Source organism: Nocardioides sp. (assembly GCF_041913365.1).
Classification (GTDB): domain Bacteria; phylum Actinomycetota; class Actinomycetes; order Propionibacteriales; family Nocardioidaceae; genus Nocardioides.
This window is the reverse complement of the sequence record NZ_JAYSFM010000006.1, coordinates 181,389-203,422: the sequence shown is the minus strand read 5'-3', so window position 1 is coordinate 203,422 and position 22,034 is coordinate 181,389. Positions and strand designations below refer to the sequence as shown.

The following is a 22,034-nucleotide window of genomic DNA, read 5'->3' as shown; positions in this document are numbered from 1 at the left end:
CTTCTCAGGACCTCACGAGGCGGGCGATCGCCTCGGAGGCCTCCTTCAGCTTCTGCTCCTGCTCGGCGCCGCCCTCACGGGCCGCGTCGACGAGGCAGTGCGCCATGTGGTCGTCGAGCAGCGAGAGGGCGAGCGCCTGCAGGGCCTTGGTGGCCGCCGACACCTGCGTGAGGATGTCGATGCAGTACTTCTCCTCCTCGACCATCCGCTGGATGCCGCGGACCTGGCCCTCGATGCGGCGCAGCCGCTTGAGGTGCGCCTGGACGGCTTCGTCGTTGCCCTCGAGGTGGCCGTGCTGCTCGCTCATGCTCCGACCATACCCCTAGGGGGTATATGTATCAAGGCGGTCCTCACCCGTGGGGGTGGATTTGTGGTGAAACTTCAGGCGTGGCCCCGCTCGGACGGCTAGTGGTCTGGTCCACCCCGCCTACAGTGGCGGACGGCGGTCCGGGGGGACGTCGGGGATCGTGGGGACCCACGTTCCTCTCCCATGACGTGAGGACCGCGCATGATGATCCGGGTGGCACTGCTGGGCGGTGATGAGCTCGTGAGGCGTGGCCTCGACGGCATGCTCCGCACGCTGGGGGGCTTCGAGCTCGCGACGGTGAAGGACCGCGAGCGGGCGCCGATCGACATCGCCCTGGTCGAGACCTTCGGCACGTCCCCGGACGACACGACCCTCGCGCGGGCCGTCGTCGACCCGTTCATCCGCCGGGTCGCGGTCTTCACCTGGAACCACCACCCCGGCCTCGTGCACGAGATCCTCCGCAACGGCGTGTGCGGCTACCTCGGCAAGAGCCTGAGCGCGGCCCAGCTCGGGCGGGCCCTGCGCGCGATCCACGCCGGCGACCAGGTCGTGGCACCGGCGCTGTCCGCGGCGCCGAGCAGCTCGCTGGGGTCCTCCAGCGAGCTCGACATGCTGACCGTCCGCGAGCGCGAGACGCTCGCCCACATCGCCACCGGCCGCAGCAACGTCGAGATCGCGGCCGCGATGCAGATCTCGCTCAACTCCGTGAAGTCCTACATCCGCAGCGCCTATCGCAAGACCGGCGTGCAGAGCCGCAGCCAGGCCGTCCTGTGGGCGGTCTCCCACGGTCTCAGTGCAGAGGTGCTGGAGCGGGTCGTCTGACCTCTGCCGGCGTCGGGGAGAGGCGGGTCCACTCGCCCCTGCTGATCAGGACCTCGCGGAGCAGGTCGGGCCGGTCGGTGATGATCCCGTCGACACCGGCGTCGAGCAGCGTGCGCATCGTGGTCGGGTCGTCCACCGTCCACACGACCACCCGGATGCCCAGCTCGTGCGCGCGGGCGATCACCCGCTCGGAGTGGATCGGCAGCCGCCCGAGCCGCAGCGGCACGTGCGCGAAGGCGCCGCCGGACGTGCCGACGCCGAGCGGGCGTACGCCACCTCGTGAGCAGGCGATCAGCGTGGTGAGCGAGCGCCAGCCGAGGGCCGTCGTCACGCCGGGTGCCTCGTCCTGCAGGCGGCGCAGCCAGCGGCTCCACGCGCCGGCGACGCAGATCCGCTCGGCCCAGCTCGGGTGGGCGGCGAGGAGCGCGGCCATCGCGCCGATGGACGCCTCGTCCTTGAGGTCGATGGCGAACCGTGCCTCGGGGAACGCGGCCATCGCCTCGGCCAGCGTCGGGACCTGGTCGGTGCCGTGCACGCGCAGGCGGCGTACGTCGGCGAGGTCGAGGTCGGCGATCCGGCCGGGGTGGCCGGTGACCCGGCGCAGCGTCGCGTCGTGGAAGCAGACGACGTGCCCGTCCCGGGTGGTGTGCACGTCGGTCTCGAGGTAGGTGAGGCCGAGGGAGGTGGCGCGCCCGAAGGCGGCGAGGGTGTTCTCGGGGGCGAGCGCCATGCCGCCGCGGTGGGCGATGGCGAGCGGGCCGCTGTGGTCGCCGTAGCTGGTCACGCCACCAGCATGGGTCGGCCCCGCCGGGCTTGTCGCGCCCGGATGGGGCCGTGGAGCGAGTGTTCACCGAGGCTTCGCGCCCGCGTCCGGAGGGCGTCGTACGACGCCCCCCGGACGGGCGCGGTCAGCTCCGGTAGCCGCCCAGCAGCTCGGCGAGGCGCAGGTGCGGCTGCGCCTCGTCGCGCCGGCCCTTTCGCTGCAGGGAGCGGCCGAGCAGCAAGTGGGCGTAGGGCTCGTTGGGGTCGTGCTCGAGCAGTTCGGTGGCGACGCGGATGGTGCCGTCGAGCTGGGCGGAGTGGAACAGCGAGCGCGCCAGGAGGAGGCGTACGTCGGTGAGCTCGTGCACCACCTCGCCCGGGTCGTCGAGCAGCTCGGTGAGCATCACGGCCGCCTCGCGGTAGGCGCGCTCCTCGAACAGCGCCTGCGCGCGCAGCCAGCGGTCGTGCGTGGAGTCCTCGAGCAGGCCCGCGTGTCCGCGCAGCAGGTCCTCGAAGGGGGTGAAGTCGGTCATCGTCGCTCCTCTCGCGCAGACGTACCGCGGAAGTGGGTACTCCGAGCGTGCGCCCGGATGCCCGTCCAACGCCGTACGTCGCCCGGCGATTCCACGGAATACTGGACCTCGCAGCGCCGTTGAAGGTCGTACAAACTTCAACCAGTGGAGGAAATCATGCAGTTCGGCATCTTCAGCGTCGGCGACGTCACCACGGACCCGACCACCGGACGCACCCCGTCCGAGGCCGAGCGCATCGCGTCGATCACGCAGCTCGCCCTCAAGGCGGAGGAGGTCGGTCTCGACGTCTTCGCGACCGGCGAGCACCACAACCCGCCCTTCGTGGTGTCGTCCCCCACGACCCACCTCGGCTTCATCGCGGCGCAGACCGAGAAGCTCATCCTCTCGACCAGCACCACGCTGATCACCACCAACGACCCGGTGAAGATCGCCGAGGACTACGCCTTCCTCCAGCACCTCTCCGGTGGTCGTGTCGACCTGATGATGGGGCGCGGCAACACCGGCCCGGTCTACCCCTGGTTCGGCAAGGACATCCGCGACGGCATCAAGCTGGCGGTCGAGAACTACCACCTGCTGCGCAAGCTCTGGCGCGAGCCGGTCGTCAACTGGCAGGGCCAGTTCCGCACCCCGCTGCAGGGCTACACCTCGACCCCGGCGCCTCTCGACGGCACGCCACCGTTCGTCTGGCACGGCTCGATCCGCAGCACCGAGATCGCCGAGCAGGCGGCGTACTACGGCGACGGCTTCTTCCACAACCACATCTTCTGGAACAAGGAGCACACCGAGCAGATGGTGCGGCTCTACCGCCGCCGCTTCGAGTTCTACGGCCACGGTGCCGCCGACCAGGCCTACGTCGGCCTCGGCGGCCAGGTCTTCATGGCGGAGACCGAGGCCGAGGCCAAGCGCGTCTTCCGGCCCTACTTCGACAACGCCCCGGTGTACGGCCACGGCCCGTCGCTGGAGGACTTCACGAAGATGACGCCGCTGACCGTCGGCACGCCCGAGCAGGTCATCGAGCGGACCCTCGGCTTCGCCGACTACGTCGGGGACTACCAGCGCCAGCTGTTCCTCATCGACCACGCCGGCCTGCCGACGTCGCTGGTGATGGAGCAGATGGAGATGCTCGGCACGGAGGTCGTGCCGGTTCTGCGTGCGGAGTTCGAGCGTCGTCGCCCGGCCCACGTGCCCAGCGACCCGCCCACCCACGCCTCGCTCGTGGCCGCCGGTCCCGACGTCCCGCACCACCTCGTCGAGCCCGCCCGGGCCCGCGTCGAGGAGATGCAGGCCGAGGCCGCCGAGCGCGAGGCTGCGCAGGTCGAGGCATGACCCGTCGCATCGTCGTGGTGACGGCGGGACTCACCGTCCCGTCGTCCACCCGGCTCCTCGCCGACCAGATCGCCGAGGCGACCTCCGCGCAGGTGACCGCGCGAGGGGAGTCGGTCGACGTGGAGTTCGTCGAGCTCCGCGAGGTCGCCGGCGAGCTGGCGTCCTTCATGGTGACCGGCGGCGTCCCGACCCCGCGGCTCACCGAGCTGCGGGAGCAGGTCGGGACCGCCGACGGGCTCATCGCGGTCACGCCGGTCTTCAACGGCAGCTACAGCGGGCTGTTCAAGATGTTCTTCGACGCCGTCGACAAGGACTCGCTCACCGGCACGCCGGTGCTCATCGCCGCAACCGCCGGCACCGCCCGGCACTCGCTGGTCCTCGACCACGCGATGCGGCCGCTGTTCACCTACCTCCGCGCCATCGTCGTACCCACCGGGGTCTTCGCGGCGACCGAGGACTTCGGCAGCCACGGCCTGTCGGACCGGATCACCCGCGCCGCGGCCGAGCTGGCCCAGCTCGTGCTGAGCCAGGACGGGTACGCCATCGGCGGCTTCGCGCCCGACCTCGCCGCCCGCCCGCGGCGTACGTCCGGCACGCAGGTCGAGGCCGACGTGACGCCGTTCGGCGACCTGCTCCGCGGCCACTCCGGCTCCGACTGACCCGGGACCGCCCGGGCGGGTGTGCCCCCTCGCGGGGCGGCGTGGTTGCGTCGGGAGGTCAGTCCCGTCGCACCAGGAGTCACTCGTGAACGACATCGTGTGGAGCTATCGCGACAGCACGTGGAGCGAGGACCGCGACCTCGTCGGCTACGAGGTCGAGGCCGACGGCGGCAGCATCGGCAAGGTCGACGAGGCCAGCACCGACACGGCGGCCCAGTGGCTCGTCGTGGACACCGGCTTCTGGATCTTCGGCAAGAAGCGGGTGATCCCGGCCGGCGTCGTCGTCGGCATGGACCACGAGGCGAAGCGGGTCGTCGTCAGCATGAGCAAGGACCAGGTCAAGGCCGCCCCCGACTACGACGACTCCGGGTGGGCGAGCGACGACGCGCGGCTCGAGCACGCCGCGTACTACGAGCCCTACGCGGGGCGCGACTGAGCCTTCCGGCTGTCGGTGCCGCTCACTAGGTTGGGTGGTCCGACATCCCGAAGGAGCGCGTGATGGCCACCCTCAACCCCTACCTCAACTTCGCCGACGGGAAGGCCCGCGAGGCGATGGAGCTCTACCAGTCCGTCCTCGGTGGTGAGCTCAACGTGATGACCTTCGGTGACATGGGCACCGAGGGACCGACGGCCGCGCAGGTCATGCACGGCCAGCTCGAGACCCCGTCCGGCTTCACGTTGATGGGCGCAGACGCCCCGCCGGAGATGGTGCAGGTGACCTTCGGCGACAACGTGTCGGTGAGCATCTCCGGCTCGCACGAGGAGGCCGACCAGCTGCGCGGCTGGTTCGCTGCGCTGGCCGAGGGCGGCGAGGTGCGCCAGCCGCTCGAGGTCGCTCCGTGGGGTGACGAGTTCGGCATGTTCGTCGACCGCTTCGGGATCTGCTGGCTGTTCAACATCGCCGGCGCGGCTTCCTGACGACTCTTCCCCCCGAGGCGTCGGCGCGTCACACTCCTGCCATGAGCACCAGTGCCTCCCGCACCCTCGCGGCCCATCCGCGCCAGACCTGGCGCACCTTCCTCGGCGCGTCCGTGCTCGGGTTGGCCGCCGCTCTGGTGGTCGCGCTCGCGCTGGGGGCCGGGCGTGTCGGCATCACCCTGACGGTCTCCACCGGCGTGGTCGTCATCGGTGCCCTCGCCGCGGTCCTCGACGCCATCGTCACGCCGGGCAACCCCGACGTGCTCCGCCACCGCGGCGGCGGACACCACGCCGACTTCGGCATGGTGGGTCACGGAGGCGCCGACTGCGGCGGTGGGGGCGACTGCGGCTGACCGCCGCTCCCTTCTGCCGCCGGGTCCGTCATCCGAAGGTGACCGGATGGGGTCGGGTCGGGATGACGGACGGCCTCGCGCTGCCGCACCCCAGCGGGTCCGATCGTCAGGTGCACGAGACGGAGGCCAGGTCACCGGTGCCCGCGGAGCCGCCCGATTTCGGCTCCCCGTGTCGGTCGCCCGTGGTGTGATGGCCGCGCCATGACCCGATGGACCGCCAGCCAGGTGACCGAGGCCGCGCCTGACGCGTCCTCGCTGGCGGCCGCGCGCAAGCTCGCGCTGCCGGGGCCGTGGCGCGAGACCGGGTGCAGCGACGTGCTCGTGTGGGGCCAGTGCCAGGGCAGCGGCAAGACGCCCTACCAGGTGAGCGTCGACCTCGTCGGCCCGGCGTACAGGTGCTCGTGCCCCAGCCGGAAGTTCCCCTGCAAGCACGCCCTCGCCCTGCTGATGCTCTGGTCCGAGGGCGTCATCGACGAGTCCGGACAGATCGCTGCCTTCGCCGACGAGTGGGCCAGCCAGCGCGCCGAGCGCGCGGCCCGGCCGGCGCGCGCCACCACCGAGAGCACCCCCGACCCGGCCGCCCAGGCCAAGCGCCTCGAGCAGCGGCTCGCGCGGATGGACGCCGGCGTCGAGGACTTCCGGCTCTGGCTCGCCGACCTCGTCCGCGGCGGCCTCGCCGCCGCCCGCACGCAGCCCTACTCCTACTGGGACACCGCGGCCGCCCGCCTCGTCGACGCGCAGGTGCCCGCACTGGCCGAGCGGGTCCGCGAGGCGGGCTCGCAGGTGCACGCCCGCGCGGAGTGGGCGGCGTACCTGCTCGCGGAGGTCGGGCGCTGGTGGACCATCACCAGTGCGTGGCAGGCCCGCGACGGCCTCGACGAGGTCGAGCGGGCCGAGGTGCGCATCGCCGTGGGGTGGGCCCAGCCGAGCGAGGAGGTCCGCGACGGTGACGCCCGTCCCGGGCCGTGGACGGTCCTCGGCGCGGTCCGCACCGACGACGGCCGGATCCAGCAGCAGCGCACGTGGCTCGCCCACGACGACGGCGAGGTCGTCGCAGTGCTCGACTTCGCCGGCTACGGCCAGGCCCTCGCGGTGCCGCAGCTCAGCGGTGCCCGGCTCGACGTCACCGTCTCCCGCTACCCCGGCGCGGCGCCGCGCCGAGCGCTGTTCCGCGACCCGCCCACCGGGGCCGCGCCCGTCACCGCCCTCCCGGGCCGCACCAGCCTTGCCGAGGTGCACGCCGCGGCCGCGGAGGGCCTGGGCCGCACGCCGTGGCGCGAGCGGCACCCGGCCCCGCTCGCCGACGTACGCATCGTCCAGGACGGCGAGCAGTGGCGGGTCAGTGACGCCACCGGCTCGCTGCCGATCGCCGACGGGTCGCCCGTCTGGACCCTGCTCGCGGTCAGCGGCGGGGCGCCCGTCGACGTGTTCGGCGAGGTGGAGTCAGGTGCGTTCCGCCCGCTCGCGGTCTGGATGGACGACCAGGTGCTGGGCCTGTGAGCGCCGTCGACCAGTGGCTGGCCGACGTGGCCACGTCCGCGCTGGTGGGGAGCGCCCGGCGCGAGCCGCCGCCCGCTCCCGACGTCCTCGCCCTCGACGCGAGGGAGGAGCCCGCCGAGCACCGGCTGCTGGCCAGCGCCGCAGTGGTCGACGCCCTCACCCGGGCCGGTGCTCCACTGCCGCCTTCGAGTGACGACGTCCTGGCCGCGGCCGAGGAGCACCGTCCTGCGACGGCCGACCGGGCCGCCCAGCTGCTCACCCTCCTGCTGACGCAGTCGCCGGTCTCCAAGCAGGCACGCGACGAGCTGGTCGTGGAGTGGCTCCGGCTCGCCGAGGCCGCGGGTCAGCGCGTGCCGTGGCACCTACTGCCCGTGCTGCTGGACTTCGCGGCCGGACGGCGCCGGGTGGCCACGGCCCTCGGCGGCCAGCTCGGTGAGCGCGGTCGCTGGCTGGTCGGCCTCAACGAGGCCTGGTCGGGCCTCCTCGACGACGCGGACGAGCCGCGGGTCCACGTCGAGGTCGACTGGGTCGAGGCGTGGCCGACGATGTCGAGCGCGGAGGCGGTGACGGCGTTCGCCCTCGGCCGGCGCGCCGACGCGGGTGCGGCCCGCGAGCTGCTCGAGGCGCAGTGGTCGACGGTGTCGGCCAAGGTCCGGGCCGACGCGATCAGGGCACTGGGGCCCGGCCTCTGGGCGGCCGACGAGCCGCTGCTCGAGCAGGCGCTCGACGACAAGGCCAAGTCCGTCCGGGAGGCGGCCGCGGCGATGCTCGACCGGCTGCCCGGGAGCGCCCGCGCCGCCCGTATGGCCGACCGGCTGCGCCGGCTGGTCCACGTCAAGGGCGCGATCGTGCGCCACCTCGAGGTCGACGTGCCCGACGCGCCCGACGAGTCGGCGGTGCGCGACGGGCTGACCGCGCCGGCCAAGGGCGTGAGTCCCCCGCCGACCGTCTGGCTGTCGCAGGTCGTGCGCGGGGCACCGCTCTCCACCTGGACCGACATCACCGGCCGCAGTCCGGCCGCGACGCTCAAGATGGTGCGCGACGCCGACGTGCTGGCCTGGCTCACCGAGGCCGTCCTCGACCGACGCGACAGCGAGTGGGCGATCGCGTGCGTCGACCACGGCATCCCCGACCAGCGGCTGCTGTGGCTGCTGCCCGAGGAGCGGCGGGCCCGGCTCCTCGCCGACTGGGTCGCCCGACCGTCGCCCGGCCGCGACCTCCGCGGCCTGCTCACCGAGGCGCCCCGCCCGTGGCCCGACGACCTCGGCCGCGCCGTGCTCCGGCGGATCCAGGGGGAGAAGGCCGACCTGTCGTTCGGCTACACCGCGGCGCCGCTCCTGCCCGTCGCGCTGAGCCCGGCGCTGGCGCCCGAGATCAACGCCGCCCTCTCCCGCCTGCCCGAGGACGCGAGCCACCTGCGCCGCGCCCTCACCGAGACCCTGCAGCTCCACGCGTTCCGCACATCCCTGACGGAGGCCTTCAGATGACCACCACGCAGCCCATGCCCGACGTGCTCCGCCAGCACGCCGAGGACGCGTACGCCGATGAGCTCACCGCGCTGGCTGCCGTCGACGACCGGCCGCGGCCGCCCTCGTGGCACCTCTCGCCCTGGGCGGTGGCGACGTACGTCCTCGGTGGCGAGCTGCCGGACGGCACCCGGATCACGCCGAAGTACCTCGGCCAGCGCCGGCTGGTCGAGGTGGCGATCTCCTCGCTGGCCACCGACCGGGCGCTGCTGCTGCTCGGCGTGCCCGGCACCGCGAAGTCGTGGCTCGGCGAGCACCTCGCCGCCGCGATCAGCGGCCGCTCGACCCTCGTCGTCCAGGGCACGGCCGGCACGCAGGAGGAGGCGCTGCGCTACGGCTGGAACTACGCCCGCCTGCTCGCCGAGGGCCCGTCGCGCGAGGCGCTGGTCGCCGGCCCGGTGATGCGCGCGATGGAGACCGGCGCGATCGCCCGCGTCGAGGAGCTCACCCGCATCCCGTCCGACGTGCAGGACTCGTTGATCAGCATCCTTTCGGAGAAGACGCTGCCCGTGCCCGAGCTCGACGAGGAGGTCCAGGCCCGGCCCGGCTTCAACGTCATCGCGACCGCGAACAACCGCGACAAGGGCGTCAACGACCTGTCCTCGGCGCTGCGCCGCCGCTTCAACACCGTCGTGCTGCCGCTGCCGGACTCGCTCGAGCAGGAGGTGGAGATCGTGCGGACCCGGGTCACCGCTCTCGGCGCCTCGCTCGAGCTGCCGGCCGACCTGGCCTCGCTGTCCGAGATCCACCGCGTGGTCACGGTGATGCGCGAGCTCCGCAGCGGCGTCACCACCGACCAGCGCACGACGATCAAGTCGCCGAGCGCCACGCTCTCCACGGCCGAGGCGATCTCGGTGATGACCAACGGCCTCGCGCTCGCCGCGCACTTCGGCGACGGCACCGTGCGGGCCGAGGACGTCGCCGGCGGCCTCATCGGCGCCGTCGTGAAGGACCCCGTGCAGGACCGGCTCGTGTGGCAGGAGTACCTCGAGACGGTCATGCGCAACCGCAAGGAGTGGAGCGACCTCTACCGCGCGTGCCGGGACCTGGGCTGAGCCGCCGCCCATGCCCGTCGACGTCTACGGCGTACGCCATCACGGCCCCGGCTCGGCCCGGGCCGTGCTGGCCGCGCTCGAGGAGCAGCCGCCCGACCTCGTCCTGATCGAGGGCTGCCCGGAGCTCGACGCGATCGTCGGCCTGCTGGGGGAGGCCGACATGGTGCCCCCGGTCGCCGGACTCGTGTACACCGTCGAGGAGCCGCGGCAGGCGACGTTCTACCCGCTTGCGCACTTCTCGCCGGAGTGGGTTGCCGCCCGCTGGGCGCTCGCCCACGGGGTGCCGGTGCGGTTCCTCGACCTCCCGGCGACCCACGCCTTCGCGCTGGTGCAGGAGGACGCGTCGGCCCCCGAGCCCGGTGATGCCGACGACGACGCCGAGCCGGTCTCGGAGCCACCGGTGCCGGCCGAGCGCCTCGACCCCATCGGCACCCTCGCCGCGACGGCGGGCTACGACGACGCCGAGCGCTGGTGGGAGGACGCGGTCGAGCAGCGGCACGGCTCGCCGGCCGAGCGCTTCGCCGCGATCCGGGAGGCGATGGGTGCGGTCCGGTCCGCCGACACCCGGCCCGACGACGATCCCGAGGTGCGCAGCAACCTGCGCCGCGAGCAGTGGATGCGCCGGGTCCTGCGCGGGGAGATCAAGGCGGCCCCCGAGGCGCGGATCGCCGTGGTCTGCGGAGCCTGGCACGCCCCGGCCCTGGTGCCCGCCGACTTCCCGCCGGCCACCCGCGACTCGTCCCTGATCACGAAGCTGCCCAAGACCAAGGTGGCGGCCGCCTGGACTCCCTGGACGGCTGCCCGCCTCAGCTACCACTCCGGCTACGGCGCCGGCGTCAGCGCGCCGGGCTGGTACCAGCACCTCTTCGACCACCTGAGCCGCCCGGACCCCGACCCCCGCGACCTCGCCACCTCCTGGCTGGTCCGGGTCGCGCGCACGTTGCGGGAGGAGCGGCTGGACGCCTCCACGGCATCGGTGGTGGAGGCGGCCCGCCTGGCCGAGACGCTGGCCACCGTCCGGGGCCGGCCGTCGGTCGGCCTGAGCGAGCTCGACGATGCCGCCGAGACCGTGCTCTGCGAGGGCTCCCGGCTGCCGCTCGACCTCGTCCACCGGCGCCTGGTGGTCGGCGAGGAGCTCGGCGCGGTGCCCGAGTCCGCGCCGGTCGTGCCCCTCGCTGCCGACCTCGCCCGTCAGCAGAAGTCGCTGCGCCTCAAGCCCACCGCGACCGCCCAGCAGGTCGACCTCGACCTGCGGCGCGAGAGCCAGCTGGCCCGGTCGGTGCTGCTCCACCGCCTCCAGCTGCTCGGGGTCCCGTGGGGCGAGGTCGCCGACGCCGGCCGGACGACCGGCACGTTCAAGGAGAGCTGGACGCTGGAGTGGCGGCCCGAGCTGGCCGTCGACCTCGTCGAGGCGAGCGTCTGGGGCACCACGGTCGCCGTCGCCGCGGCGGCCCGCGCGGCCGACCGCGCAGCCCGTTCCGCCGACCTCGCCGAGCTCGCCGCGCTGGTCAGCACCTGCCTCACCGCCGACCTGCCGGACGGCATCGACGCGGTGCTCGACGCCCTCGACGCGCGCGCCGCGGTGCAGCACGACGTACCCGCCCTGCTCGCCACGGTCGAGCCGCTCGCCCGCACGTGCCGCTACGGCGACGTACGCGGTGTCGACACCGCGCGGGTGCGGACCGTGCTCGGGGCCACGGTGGTCCGCGCCTGCGTCGGACTCCCGATGGCCTGTGCCAGCCTCGACGAGGAGGCGGCCGCGGAGATGGTCACCGCGATCGCCGGAGCGCAACGCGGCCTCGCGCTGCTCGCCGACGACGAGCTCGACCGCGCGTGGACGGAGGCGCTCGAGGCGGTGTCCGCGCCCGACCACGTCGCCGGCGGGGTCGCCGGCCGGGCCACCCGCATCCTGCTCGACGCCGGCCGGATCGACTCCGACACCACCGCCCACCGGATGGGGCGCCGGCTGTCCCTGGCCGCCTCCGCGGCGCAGGCCGCCGCGTGGCTCGCCGGCTTCCTCGCCGGCGATGCCGTGCTGCTGGTCCACGACGCGACCCTGCTCGGGCTCGTCGACACGTGGGTGAGCGGGCTGGACGAGGTCGAGTTCGAGGACCTGCTGCCGCTCGTGCGGCGGACGTTCGCCGAGTTCAGCGCCGCCGAGCGCCGCACGATCGGCGAGCAGCTCTCCCGGCTCGGCCGGCCCGGTGCCGATGCCGGGGTCGCGGCGAGCGGGATCGACCTCGAGCAGGCGCGACCGGCCGTGCACACCGTGGCGAGGCTCGTCGGCTGGAAGGTGGTGGCCCGTGACGGAGCAGCCTGAGAGCCGCGACCGACTCACCCGCTGGCGGCTGATCCTCGGCGGCAAGGAGGCCGACGGCCTCACCGGCGCCGACGGGCAGGGCATCGGCCTGACCGAGGCCGACGGGCGCCGCGACGACGCTCTCTCCGCGCTGTACGACGGGGAGCGCAAGGCCGGCCTCGGCGGGTCGTCGCCGCGGGTCGCGCGTTGGCTCGGCGACATCCGCACCTACTTCCCGTCGTCGGTCGTGCAGGTCATGCAGGGCGACGCGATGGAGCGGCTCGGCCTGCGCCAGATGCTGCTCGAGCCGGAGATGATGCGCGCCGTCCAGCCCGACGTCGGCCTGGTCAGCACCCTGATCGGGCTGGGCCGGGTGATCCCGGAGCACTCGCGCGAGACGGCGCGCGCGGTCGTTCGGCTGGTCACCGACGAGCTCGAGGAGCGGCTGCGGCAGCGGACCGTCCAGGCGGTGACCGGCGCGCTCGACCGGTCGGCGCGGACCCGCCGCCCGCGGATGCGTGACGTGGACTGGCGGCGCACGGTCGCGGCCAACCTCAAGCACTACCTCCCCGAGCACCGCACGGTCGTGCCCGAGCGGCTGGTCGGCTACGCCCGCCGGTCCACCCAGGTCGAGCGCGAGATCATCCTCTGCATCGACCAGTCCGGCTCGATGGCGGAGTCGATCGTCTACAGCTCGGTCTTCGGCGCGGTGCTCGCCTCGATCAAGTCGGTCAGCACCCGGATGGTCGTCTTCGACACCGAGGTCGTCGACCTCACCGACGAGATCGACGACCCGGTCGACGTGCTCTTCGGCGTCCAGCTCGGCGGCGGCACCGACATCAATCGCGCACTGGCGTACTGCCAGGGGCGGATCACCCAGCCGGCCGACACCGTCCTCGTGCTGATCAGCGACCTCTACGAGGGCGGCATCGCCGAGGAGATGATCAGCCGGGCCAGCGCGGTGGTCGGCTCGGGCGCGACCATGATCGCGCTGCTCGCGCTGAGCGACTCCGGGCAGCCGTCCTTCGACGCCGACCACGCCGCGGCCCTCGCCGAGATCGGCGTGCCGTCCTTCGCCTGCACCCCCGACCTCTTCCCCGACCTGATGGCGGCCGCCATCGAGAAGCGCGACATCGGGGAGTGGGCAGCCGCCAACGACGTGGTCACCACCCACGAGACGACCAAGCCGGTCTGAGCTCGTCGCCCTCGGGGTGGCGGCAGATTGCATGAGGTGGGGGTGTCGGCGTGCGATGTGCCGCCACCCTCCGACGTCAGCCGGCCGAGGCCTCCCAGGCCGGGCCGTCGCCGCCGAACCGCTCGACGAGCCGGCGGCCGACGTGCGCGGCGTTGGCACGGCGTACATCCTCGGGGACAGCGGGGAGGTTCTCCTCCCAGTCGAGGAGGCACGACCCGCGCAGCTGCGGCATCCGCGCCGGCCGGCCGAAGAAGAACGGGTGCGCGTGGGCGCCGCCGTCGCCGTAGCGGCCGATGTGGCAGCGCCCGACGCTGGGCAGCTCCTCGACTGCGGCGGCGACCCGCACGATCAGCAGCCCCATCTCGGCGGCCAGGTCGTCGGGCAGGTCGGCGATGTCGTGGTGCTCGACCGGGCGCAGGATGAACGAGACGGGCAGCTTCATGTCGAGGGCGACCAGCAGCCACCGCTCGTTGCGCCAGGCCACCTTCGCCGCGCGCTCGGGCGGCATCGGCGTACGACAGAAGCAGTCCGCCGGGTCCTCGCCCTCCCGTGGCGGCTCGGCGTCCTGCAGCGGCTCGAGCGGCTTGATCCGCAGCCCGTCGAGCTCGAACGGGAAGATGTCCCAGCCCGGCATCTCCTCGACCGCCACGGCCAGCCGACCCTCGTCGTCGGTCGCGGCCGCGACCCGGGCGTGGAACTCTTCTGCGCTCTCCAGGCTCATGCGCGGAGTCTTGCACCCGCGCCCCGATGAACTTCCACCCGAGCGCGTGGAAGTTCATCGGGAGTCACGCTGAGGTCAGGGGACCTCGGTCTGAACTTCCGCCCGAGCGCGTGGAAGTTCATCAGGGGCCCCGGATCAGGCGACCGGGGTGAGCTCCGGCTCCTCCAGCCGTACGTCGACGACCTCGCCGGTCGGGCGGGCCGGACGGCGCGGCCACCAGACCCGCTCACCCAGCAGGACGAGCGCGGCCGGGAGCATGACCAGCCGGATGATCGTCGCGTCGAGCAGGATCGCGACCGAGAGCGCGACGCCCATCATCTTCATCTCCAGCATGCTCAGGGTCGCGAAGATCGCGAACACCGAGACCATGACCGCCGCCGCGCTGGTGACGACGGAGGCGCTGTCGCGGATGCCCCGCTCGACGGCCACCCTCGTCGGCATGCCGCGGCCGACCAGCTCGCGGATCCGCCCGGTGACGAAGACGTGGTAGTCCATCGACAGCCCGACCAGCACCACCAGGACGAAGAGCGGGATCCAGTCGATGACGAAGCCCGGACTGGTGAAGCCGAGCGCCCCCTCGAGCCAGCCGTGCTGGAAGACCAGCGTCAGCACCCCGAAGGCCACGCCGACCGAGACCAGGTTGAGCGCGGTCGAGACCAGCGCGAGCGGCACGCTGCGGAAGGCGACGCCCATCATCACCAGCGTCAGCAGCAGGACGAACCCGATCACCACCGGCATCCAGGCCGAGAGGTGCTCGTCGAAGTCCAGGTTGGACGCGGCGTCGCCGCCCACCGCCCACTCCAGGCCGTCCGGCGTCGCCGGTGCGAGCGAGCCGCGCAGGTCGGTGATCGCGTCGGTCGTGCGCTCGTCGGAGTCGGGCCAGGGCAGGGCCAGCGTGAGGGAGGAGGTGCCGCCGTCGTCCGAGGTGGTCACCCCGCCCGGCACCTCGGTGAAGTCGCCGTCGCGCGTCGCCCGCGACGCCAGCTCGCCCAGCGCCAGCGCCGACCCGTCGCCCTGCGCCAGCACCGTCACGGTCGTCCCCTCGCCGGGGAACTCCGCGGCGACGTCACGCATGGTCTCCACCGCCGGGATGCCGGAGGGCAGTGTCTCCAGGTTGGAGGCGTGCATGGTCATGCCGAGGGCCGGCACGGCCAGTGCGGTGGCCGCGGCGACCGAGCCGGCGAGCGCCAGCGCGGGACGTCGTACGACGGGGGCCAGGATGCGACGGCTGATCCCGCCGGCGCCGATGCGGCGGTTGAGCCGCCACAGCAGCGGCACCCGCGGCCGGTCGACCCAGCGGCCGAGCTTGACCAGCAGCGCGGGCAGCACGGTGATCGAGCCGACCACCGCGACCGCGACGACGATGATCGCGCCCATCGCCAGGGAGGTGAAGGTGACGAAGTCGACCAGGAAGAGGCCCGACATGGCCGCGGCCACCGCGAAGCCCGACACCAGGATCGAGTGGCCCGAGGTCTGCGCGGCGATCTCGACCGCGTCGAGCGTGCTGCGCCCGCGGGCCCGCTCCTCGCGCTCGCGCTTGAGGTAGAACAGCGAGTAGTCGACGCCGACGGCCATGCCGATCAGCACGATCATGGAGCCGACCGTCGGCTCCGCCGGCACGATGTGCGAGACCACCGCCGAGATGCCCATCGTCGCGGCGACGCTGCCCAGCGCCAGCAGCACCGGGATGCCCGCCGCGATCAGGGCGCCGAACGCCAGCAGCATCAGCACGAGCGTCACCGGCAGGCTGATCACCTCGGCCGAGGCGAGGTCGTCGGCCACCTGGTCGTTGATGTCCTCGTCGAGGCTCAGCCCGCCGGTCTGGCGTACGGACAGGTCGGGGTGGTCGGCTGCGACGCTCGCCGTGACGGCCTCGAGCGGGCCCGCGTCGTCGACGCCGTCGGCCAGCGACACCGAGACCAGCATCGACGTCCGGTCGTCGTTCCAGATCGGTGGCGCCACCTCGCTGACCCCCTCGGCGTCGGTCATCCGACGGGCCACCTCCCGGGCGGCGTCCGGCACCTGCGTGCGGTCGCCGCTGAGCAGGACGAGCTCGGTGTCCGGGCCGGTCAGGCCCGACTCCTGCGCCATCGCGTCCGCGCGGCCGGACTGGCCGATGCGGTAGTCGGCGTCCTCCGCCTCGTGCGTCGGGACCAGCACGGCGAGGCTGGTCGCCGCGGCGACGAGGACGAACCAGGTGAGGATCGCGCGCCAGGGGTGCTCGGCGCTCCAGCGCGCGGCCCGCTGGGGGATCCGGGTGATCAGGTCGGCAGCCATCGCCGTGCTCCATTCCGTGTGGGTTCGTGGGTCGACCTCCACGGTTGCGGCGATCCGCGGGTCCGGCAGGGGTGGCACCTCCCGGTCCGAGGTGGGGGAAACCCCACCGACCGGGGCGCCGCGATCGGTGAGGATGGAGCCATGGCGCCACGACCGAGCCCTCTCCGGCTGACCGGCCACGCCCTCGCCCAGGTGGCGCTGGCCGTGCCGACGCTGGTCGCGGCCGTGCTCGTCGCCGTGGGCGGTGCCACCGCTCCGCTGGTCGTCGGCATCCCGATCCTGCTCCTCGGCCTGCCGATGCTGCGCTGGATCGCCGACCGCCACCGCGCGATGGCGGCCACGACCCTCGGCCACCCCGTGCCGGCCGACCGGCTCCCCGACGACGACCGGTCGCTGCCGGCCCGGATGGCCACGTGGGGCCGCGACCCGATGACGTGGCGCGAGCTCGCCTGGGCCCTGGTGTCGGCGACCCTCGGTCTCGCCGTCTCGCTGGTCGTCGTCCTGCTGATGGTCTGCCTCGTGACGCTGGTGCTCTGGTGGTACGCCACTCCGCAGCTGATGCGGCTGCGTGCGGTGGCCGACGCCCGCCTGCTGAGCCGCGGCAACCACGAGCTGCTCGAGGAGCGGGTCCAGGTGCTCACGGAGACCCGCGCGGAGACCGTCGAGGACTCGGCCGCGGAGCTGCGGCGCATCGAGCGCGACCTCCACGACGGCGCCCAGGCCCGGCTGGTCGCCCTCCAGATGAACCTCGGGCTCGCCCGCGACCTGATGGACTCCGACCCGGAGGCCGCGCGCGACCTGCTCGCCGAGGCCTCGACCACCACGGGTGCGGCGCTCGGCGACATCCGCGACGTCGTGCGCGGCATCCACCCGCCGGTGCTCGCCGACCGGGGGCTCGCAGGCGCGGTCCAGGCCCTGGCCCTGGACCTGGCGGTGCCGGTCACGGTGTCCGGTGACCTGCCCGACCGGCCGTCAGCCCCGGTCGAGACGGCGGTCTACTTCGCGGTGCTCGAGTGCCTGGCCAACGTCACCAAGCACGCCGGGGCCGAGCGCGCCTGGGTCGAGCTGGACCGTCGCGACGACCTGCTGGTGGTCGTGGTCGGCGACGACGGGCGGGGTGGCGCCGACCCCGCGGGCGGCACCGGGCTGCGCGGGGTGGCGCGGCGGCTGGCGGCCCTCGACGGCAGCGTGAGAGTCTCGAGCCCCGCGGGTGGTCCCACCCTGGTCACGCTGGAGGTGCCGTGCGAGTCGTCCTCGCCGAGGACAACGCCCTCCTCCGCGACGGGCTGACCCGGATCCTGGTGGCCCACGGCTTCACGATCCTCCACTCGGTCGACAACGCGCCGGCCCTCGACACGGCACTCGCCGACCCCGACGCGGAGGCGGCGATCCTCGACGTACGCCTCCCGCCCACGCTCACCGACGAGGGCCTGCGGGCCGCGATCGCCTGCCGGTCCGCCCGCCCGGGCTTCCCCGTCGTGGTGCTCTCCCAGTGGGTCGAGCACCTCTATGCCCGCGAGCTCCTCGCCGACGGCGGGGGAGCGGTCGGCTACCTGCTCAAGGACCGGGTCGGCGACATCCGGGAGTTCGTCGACGCCGTGCACCGCGTGGCCGGCGGGGGCACCGTCCTCGACGCCGAGGTCGTCTCAGCGATCATGGCGCGGCCCCGGGCCCGCGCCGTCGACCGGCTCTCCGAGCGCGAGCGCGAGGTGCTCGCGCTGATGGCCGAGGGTCGCTCGAACGCCGCCATCGCCGCGCGCCTCTTCATCACGCCCAAGGCCGTCGACAAGCACGCCAACAGCATCTTCACCAAGCTCGACCTGCCCGTGGCGCCCGACGACAACCGCCGGGTGCTCGCGGTGCTGGCCTGGCTCGAGGTCTGAGCCTCACAAGGGGGCTGACCAGAGGCTCACCAGGGGGCGGGCTGGTAGTCCTTGAGGAAGCAGCCGTAGACGTCCTCGCCCCGCTCGCCGAGGACGATCGGGTCGTAGACCCGCGCGGCGCCGTCGACCAGGTCGAGCGGCGCGTGCCAGCCCTCGGCGGCGATGCGCAGCTTCTCGTGGTGCGGCCGCTCGTCGGTGATCCAGCCGGTGTCGACGGCGGTCATCAGGATCCGGTCGGCCTCGAAGAGCTCGCCGGACGAGGTCCGGGTCATCATGTTGAGCGCGGCCTTGGCCATGTTGGTGTGCGGGTGGCCGGCGCCCTTGTAGCGGCGCCCGCCGAACTGCCCCTCCATCGCCGAGACGTTGACGATGTACGCCCGGCGCGCGCCGCCCTGCACGGCCGCCCGCAGCGAGGGCCGCAGCCGGGAGTTGATCAGGAACGGCGCGATCGAGTTGCAGAACTGCACCTCGAGGAGCTCCAGCGGGTCGACCTCGTCGAGGACCTGCGTCCACGAGTTGTTGTCCTGGATGTCGGGGATCAGGCCGCCGGCGTCGATCGCGGTGCCGGCCAGGTGCGCCTCCAGCGAGGCGCCCCCCGCCTTCAGGGCGAGGGCGGTCAGGGACGCGGCGTTGTGGGCGGCCAGCGCGTGCTCGGCCGACTCGCCCTCGTGGTGGGCGACCGCGGTGTCGGTCAGCGCGCCGGCGATGGCCGCCGGGTGGGCCTCGGAGATCCGGTCGAAGGTGACCATCTCCGGGAGTGCCTCCACGCCCAGGGACTCGGCGGTCGGCAGCGGGGCGTTCTCGCCGTCGATGAGGTGCGAGTACGCGCCCGGCAGCCGGCGTACGGTCTGGCAGGCGTTGTTGATGATGATGTCGAGCGGCCCGTCGGCAGCGACGTCGTCGGTCAGCGAGATGACCTGGGTCGGGTCGCGCAGGTCGATCCCCACGACCTTGAGCCGGTGCAGCCAGTCGGCGGAGTCCTCCATCGCGGCGAAGCGGCGGACGGCGTCCTTCGGGAAGCGCGTGGTGATGGTGGTGTGGGCTCCGTCGCGCAGCAGCCGCAGCGCGATGTACATCCCGATCTTCGCGCGGCCACCGGTGAGCAGCGCGCGCTTGCCGGTGAGGTCGGTGCGCTGGTCGCGCTTGGCGTGGCTCATCGCCGCGCAGGTCGGGCAGAGCCAGTGGTAGAACGCGTCGACGAGGGTGAAGTCCTGCTTGCAGATGTAGCAGCCGCGCGCCGTGATCAGCTCGCCGGCGAACGCGCCGACCGTGCTCGAGACCAGCGGGATCCCGGCGGTCTCGTCGTCGATGCGCATCGGCGACCCGGTGGCGGTCCTCGCGATGATGTCGAGGTCGTGCTGGTGCCGCTCCTGGCGGATCTCGGCGCGACGCTGCTTCTTGATCAGCTTGTACATGTACGACGCGGCGCGCTTCATGGTGCGTACGTCGTCGTGGTCGGGCGGCAGCTCCGCCACCTGCTGCAGCACCTCGAGGGCGACCGCGAGCTTGTCGGGGTCGATGCCCTGCTGGTTCTGCTCACTCACCGGAGCAGGGTACGGGCCGGAGGTGATTCCATCACCGCCAGATCGGGCGGAAGGACCGCCCGAACCACCCGAGGCCGGACCCCGCCGGCACCCGGCCGAGCTCTTCGCCGCCGTACACGGGGGAAGTCGCCGTGCCGTAGCCCAGCCACGTGGTCGCGGACCCCTGGCCGATCCCGGGCAGCGCCCACTCGCAGACGCCCGTCGGGAAGACGGCCCTCAACCGCGCCCACTGGGCGTCGGTGAAGGGGACGGGCAGCCCGCCGGGCAGGAGGTACGACGTCCGGTCCAGGGGCTTCACCTGGCAGGCCAGCACGTCGTTGGCCGCCGGGCCGCCGGCCTCCTGGCGCGGGGTCGAGAGGTTGGTGCGGGCGATGTCGGCGCGGCACACGACGTCGGGCACCCCGTCGGCGAGGCAGCGGTCGGTCAGCGAGGCGGGCTTGTCCTCGACGATCTTGCGGGCCAGGGGCAGCGCGCGACGGTCCTTCTCGACGCGAGCCAGCCAGGCGTCCATCGCGACGAAGGCCTCGACGGGCCAGCGCACGTCGCCGAGAAGCGGCGTCGGGCCGAACCACTCGACGCGGTTGTCGGTGTGGCCCTGCGAGCGCTGCAGCCGCAGGTGGCTCCAGACGGCGTGCGCGTAGTCGTGCGCGAGACCGGGGTCGGGGCCGCCGTGGTTGATCATCGCGACCTCGCTGGTGTTGCTGAACTCGTTGAGCAGGCCGGTCCGGTAGGCGTTCGCGATGGAGGCCGGGTCGCCCGCGGTGCGCGCGGCGATCGTGTCGGCGTTCACGTCGAGCCCGCCGATCTTCTCGTTGAGGTCGACGAACTGCTCGGGCGTGATCCGCCCGCCCTCGAGCGCCGCCAGCCCGTACTGCACGCCGGTGTTGCCGAACGGCAGGCCGGCGAACCCGTGGCCCACCGCCTTCTCCTGCGCGCCCCACACCGACTGCGGCCGGGGCCCGAGCTGGTTGCGCATCAGCGTGAGGATGTCGCAGCGCACGCCGCCCGGGTTGGTGTCGGAGTCGAAGCGGGTCGAGGTGTCACCGGCGACCGGCTCGGGCACCCCGGGGCAGGCGTGCTCCGGATTGATCGCGCTCTTGAAGAGACCCTCGTCCGCGGTGACGGCGTTGACCGGGGTCAGGTGCCCCTCGACGTCGGCCATCTGCGTCGGCGACCAGACCACGCCGGCGCCCCAGCGCGTCGGGTCCTCGAAGTAGGCGCGCATGAGGTGGTAGTCCGCGAACTGCGAGCCGGGGCTCATCACGTCGGGGTAGGAACAGGTGGTCACCAGCCCCTGGTAGATGCCGGGGTACGCGTTGGCGACCGTGTGCTGCGCGACCGACCCGCCGCTGCAGCCGGTGCCGATCGTGTAGCGGATCGTGCCGTAGCGCTCGACGATCCGCTCCTTCGCCATCATCAGCGACTCGGCGTTGTGGGCGACGTTGCAGTTGTGCCCGGTGTTGGCGAGCGCGGTCGACATCACCGCGAAGCCGCGGCCGAGCGCCTCGACGTACGTGTTGTCGAGCAGCGGCACCGGGATTGCGTCGAGGGTGCCCGACGCGTCGGCGAGCGGCGGCTCCGCGGGCGCGTAGCTCGCGCCGCACCCGCCGCCGTGGGTGACGAGGACCTTGTGGTTCCACTGCTCCTGCGGCGCCCACGCCTTCCACCTCTCACCCGGGGTGAAGAGGGTGAGGACCGTGTAGCGGTCACGGTCCTGGTAGCCGTCCTCGCGCCGCACCACGAACGGCACCGTCTTCCCCTGGTCGGTGGTCGCGGTGTCGACGTCGCCGGCGGGGTGGGCGGGGTCGTAGGGCTCGAGCGCCTTCTTGCCCGTCGGCTTGTAGAGCCACGAGTAGCGCGCCGGCTCGTTGCAGAGCGCGTCCGTCGCCGTGTCCTGGCAGTCGTACGCCGCCGCGACCGGGCCGCTGAACACAGGCCCGCCGTTGCGGTGGTTGGTGATCACGACGCGGTCGGCCTTCGCCCGTCCGGCGCGGGCGACGAGCACGTTGCGGCCGTTGCGCAGCCCCGTGAGCAGGACGGTCGAGCGCTTCCGGAACTTCTTCGACACGTCCGTGCCGGACAGCGTCACCCGCAGCGCACCGGCCTTGCGCGGCGCGGTGATCCGGACCAGCACGTCGCCCCCCGAGACGAGGTCGGCGCGGTTGGACAGCACCTGGATCCGCACCTTCCCTGCCCGCTGGGGAGCCGCCGACCCCGGCGCGGTGCCCGCCACCAGCAGGGCGGCGAGGACGGCCAGGGCGACGCCGACGACGGCGACGGTCGGGCGGGCGGGGTGCTGGCGCACGGCGTACCTCCTGAGGGGTTCAGGAGGACAACGACGCAGGCGTGACGGT

General features: G+C 73.3%; 20 protein-coding genes. 13 read left to right on the top strand and 7 right to left on the bottom strand.

The genetic code is table 11. The annotated features are described in order from the left end of the window. Window positions 1–4: 4 nt before the first annotated feature. Complete coding sequence (locus ACE3QY_RS15690; protein ID WP_374456971.1) at window positions 5–307, bottom strand: metal-sensitive transcriptional regulator; 303 nt, start codon at window positions 305–307, stop codon at window positions 5–7. A 201-nt stretch (window positions 308–508) separates the two neighbouring features. Between ACE3QY_RS15690 and ACE3QY_RS15685 the strand changes: the two genes are divergently transcribed. Beyond that, window positions 509–1,129: a LuxR C-terminal-related transcriptional regulator gene (locus ACE3QY_RS15685; RefSeq protein ID WP_374456970.1), complete on the top strand. Its 621-nt coding sequence runs from the start codon at window positions 509–511 to the stop codon at window positions 1,127–1,129. On the opposite strand, the gene ACE3QY_RS15680 is transcribed toward ACE3QY_RS15685, so the two are convergent. Further along, on the bottom strand, window positions 1,098–1,913 hold the full coding sequence (locus ACE3QY_RS15680) for a glycerophosphodiester phosphodiesterase family protein (RefSeq protein ID WP_374456969.1): 816 nt from the start codon (window positions 1,911–1,913) through the stop codon (window positions 1,098–1,100). The genes ACE3QY_RS15685 and ACE3QY_RS15680 overlap by 32 nt on opposite strands. A gap of 124 nt (window positions 1,914–2,037) precedes the next feature. Beyond that, window positions 2,038–2,424, bottom strand: a complete 387-nt coding sequence (locus ACE3QY_RS15675; RefSeq protein WP_374456968.1) for a hypothetical protein — start codon at window positions 2,422–2,424, stop codon at window positions 2,038–2,040. 156 nt (window positions 2,425–2,580) lie between these two features. Here ACE3QY_RS15675 and ACE3QY_RS15670 point away from each other — a divergent pair, with 156 nt between their 5' ends. The 10 genes from ACE3QY_RS15670 (at window position 2,581) to ACE3QY_RS15625 (ending at window position 13,255) form a co-directional block, all read left to right on the top strand. Further along, window positions 2,581–3,750: an LLM class flavin-dependent oxidoreductase gene (locus ACE3QY_RS15670; RefSeq protein WP_374456967.1), complete on the top strand. Its 1,170-nt coding sequence runs from the start codon at window positions 2,581–2,583 to the stop codon at window positions 3,748–3,750. Beyond that, window positions 3,747–4,409 carry an FMN reductase gene (locus tag ACE3QY_RS15665; RefSeq protein WP_374456966.1) on the top strand — a complete coding sequence of 221 codons (663 nt, stop codon included), beginning with the start codon at window positions 3,747–3,749 and terminating at the stop codon, window positions 4,407–4,409. Before ACE3QY_RS15670 ends, ACE3QY_RS15665 begins: the two co-directional genes overlap by 4 nt. An 85-nt stretch (window positions 4,410–4,494) precedes the next feature. After that, window positions 4,495–4,845 (top strand): PRC-barrel domain-containing protein, encoded by a 351-nt coding sequence (locus ACE3QY_RS15660; RefSeq protein ID WP_374456965.1) that lies wholly within the window; start codon window positions 4,495–4,497, stop codon window positions 4,843–4,845. A 62-nt stretch (window positions 4,846–4,907) separates the two neighbouring features. Further along, complete coding sequence (locus ACE3QY_RS15655) at window positions 4,908–5,327, top strand: VOC family protein (RefSeq protein ID WP_374456964.1); 420 nt, start codon at window positions 4,908–4,910, stop codon at window positions 5,325–5,327. A gap of 41 nt (window positions 5,328–5,368) precedes the next feature. Then, on the top strand, window positions 5,369–5,680 hold the full coding sequence (locus tag ACE3QY_RS15650) for a hypothetical protein (protein ID WP_374456963.1): 312 nt from the start codon (window positions 5,369–5,371) through the stop codon (window positions 5,678–5,680). Window positions 5,681–5,881: 201 nt separating this feature from the next. Continuing rightward, window positions 5,882–7,180, top strand: a complete 1,299-nt coding sequence (locus tag ACE3QY_RS15645; protein ID WP_374456962.1) for an SWIM zinc finger family protein — start codon at window positions 5,882–5,884, stop codon at window positions 7,178–7,180. Then, a complete protein-coding gene (locus ACE3QY_RS15640; RefSeq protein WP_374456961.1) occupies window positions 7,177–8,667 on the top strand; it encodes a DUF5691 domain-containing protein in 1,491 nt (496 codons plus the stop codon). The genes ACE3QY_RS15645 and ACE3QY_RS15640 overlap by 4 nt, the downstream gene beginning before the upstream one ends. After that, window positions 8,664–9,761 (top strand): AAA family ATPase, encoded by a 1,098-nt coding sequence (locus ACE3QY_RS15635; protein WP_374456960.1) that lies wholly within the window; start codon window positions 8,664–8,666, stop codon window positions 9,759–9,761. The genes ACE3QY_RS15640 and ACE3QY_RS15635 overlap by 4 nt, the downstream gene beginning before the upstream one ends. 10 nt (window positions 9,762–9,771) lie before the next feature. Next, window positions 9,772–12,081, top strand: a complete 2,310-nt coding sequence (locus ACE3QY_RS15630; RefSeq protein WP_374456959.1) for a DUF5682 family protein — start codon at window positions 9,772–9,774, stop codon at window positions 12,079–12,081. After that, window positions 12,065–13,255: a VWA domain-containing protein gene (locus tag ACE3QY_RS15625; protein WP_374456958.1), complete on the top strand. Its 1,191-nt coding sequence runs from the start codon at window positions 12,065–12,067 to the stop codon at window positions 13,253–13,255. Before ACE3QY_RS15630 ends, ACE3QY_RS15625 begins: the two co-directional genes overlap by 17 nt. A gap of 76 nt (window positions 13,256–13,331) precedes the next feature. Here the strand turns inward: ACE3QY_RS15625 and ACE3QY_RS15620 are convergent, their stop codons facing one another. Then, complete coding sequence (locus tag ACE3QY_RS15620) at window positions 13,332–13,976, bottom strand: hypothetical protein (RefSeq protein ID WP_374456957.1); 645 nt, start codon at window positions 13,974–13,976, stop codon at window positions 13,332–13,334. Between the two features lie 135 nt (window positions 13,977–14,111). Further along, the gene (locus ACE3QY_RS15615; RefSeq protein WP_374456956.1) at window positions 14,112–16,253 is read right to left on the bottom strand and encodes an MMPL family transporter; all 2,142 of its coding nucleotides are present in this window, start codon (window positions 16,251–16,253) and stop codon (window positions 14,112–14,114) included. Between the two features lie 141 nt (window positions 16,254–16,394). On the opposite strand from ACE3QY_RS15615, the gene ACE3QY_RS15610 reads away from it, so the two are divergent. Together ACE3QY_RS15610 and ACE3QY_RS15605 are read left to right on the top strand one after the other, a co-directional pair. Continuing rightward, a complete protein-coding gene (locus tag ACE3QY_RS15610; protein WP_374456955.1) occupies window positions 16,395–17,543 on the top strand; it encodes a sensor domain-containing protein in 1,149 nt (382 codons plus the stop codon). Beyond that, entirely contained in the window at window positions 17,495–18,136 is a 642-nt protein-coding gene (locus ACE3QY_RS15605) for a LuxR C-terminal-related transcriptional regulator (RefSeq protein ID WP_374456954.1), read from the top strand. Before ACE3QY_RS15610 ends, ACE3QY_RS15605 begins: the two co-directional genes overlap by 49 nt. A 26-nt stretch (window positions 18,137–18,162) precedes the next feature. Here the strand turns inward: ACE3QY_RS15605 and ACE3QY_RS15600 are convergent, their stop codons facing one another. Then, window positions 18,163–19,680 (bottom strand): SDR family NAD(P)-dependent oxidoreductase, encoded by a 1,518-nt coding sequence (locus ACE3QY_RS15600; protein ID WP_374456953.1) that lies wholly within the window; start codon window positions 19,678–19,680, stop codon window positions 18,163–18,165. A gap of 31 nt (window positions 19,681–19,711) precedes the next feature. Further along, a complete protein-coding gene (locus tag ACE3QY_RS15595) occupies window positions 19,712–21,985 on the bottom strand; it encodes a DUF6351 family protein (protein WP_374456952.1) in 2,274 nt (757 codons plus the stop codon). Window positions 21,986–22,034 lie beyond the last annotated feature (49 nt).

Excerpts from the sequence above, each read along its gene's own strand:
- ACE3QY_RS15620 (WP_374456957.1), bottom strand. The coding sequence starts at position 13,976 with ATGAGCCTGGAGAGCGCAGAAGAGTTCCACGCCCGGGTCGCGGCCGCG.
- ACE3QY_RS15650 (WP_374456963.1), top strand. The coding sequence starts at position 5,369 with ATGAGCACCAGTGCCTCCCGCACCCTCGCGGCCCATCCGCGCCAGACC.
- ACE3QY_RS15635 (WP_374456960.1), top strand. The coding sequence starts at position 8,664 with ATGACCACCACGCAGCCCATGCCCGACGTGCTCCGCCAGCACGCCGAG.
- ACE3QY_RS15630 (WP_374456959.1), top strand. The coding sequence starts at position 9,772 with ATGCCCGTCGACGTCTACGGCGTACGCCATCACGGCCCCGGCTCGGCC.
- ACE3QY_RS15675 (WP_374456968.1), bottom strand. The coding sequence starts at position 2,424 with ATGACCGACTTCACCCCCTTCGAGGACCTGCTGCGCGGACACGCGGGC.
- ACE3QY_RS15685 (WP_374456970.1), top strand. The coding sequence starts at position 509 with ATGATGATCCGGGTGGCACTGCTGGGCGGTGATGAGCTCGTGAGGCGT.
- ACE3QY_RS15690 (WP_374456971.1), bottom strand. The coding sequence starts at position 307 with ATGAGCGAGCAGCACGGCCACCTCGAGGGCAACGACGAAGCCGTCCAG.
- ACE3QY_RS15610 (WP_374456955.1), top strand. The coding sequence starts at position 16,395 with ATGGCGCCACGACCGAGCCCTCTCCGGCTGACCGGCCACGCCCTCGCC.
- ACE3QY_RS15670 (WP_374456967.1), top strand. The coding sequence starts at position 2,581 with ATGCAGTTCGGCATCTTCAGCGTCGGCGACGTCACCACGGACCCGACC.
- ACE3QY_RS15655 (WP_374456964.1), top strand. The coding sequence starts at position 4,908 with ATGGCCACCCTCAACCCCTACCTCAACTTCGCCGACGGGAAGGCCCGC.
- ACE3QY_RS15615 (WP_374456956.1), bottom strand. The coding sequence starts at position 16,253 with ATGGCTGCCGACCTGATCACCCGGATCCCCCAGCGGGCCGCGCGCTGG.
- ACE3QY_RS15645 (WP_374456962.1), top strand. The coding sequence starts at position 5,882 with ATGACCCGATGGACCGCCAGCCAGGTGACCGAGGCCGCGCCTGACGCG.
- ACE3QY_RS15665 (WP_374456966.1), top strand. The coding sequence starts at position 3,747 with ATGACCCGTCGCATCGTCGTGGTGACGGCGGGACTCACCGTCCCGTCG.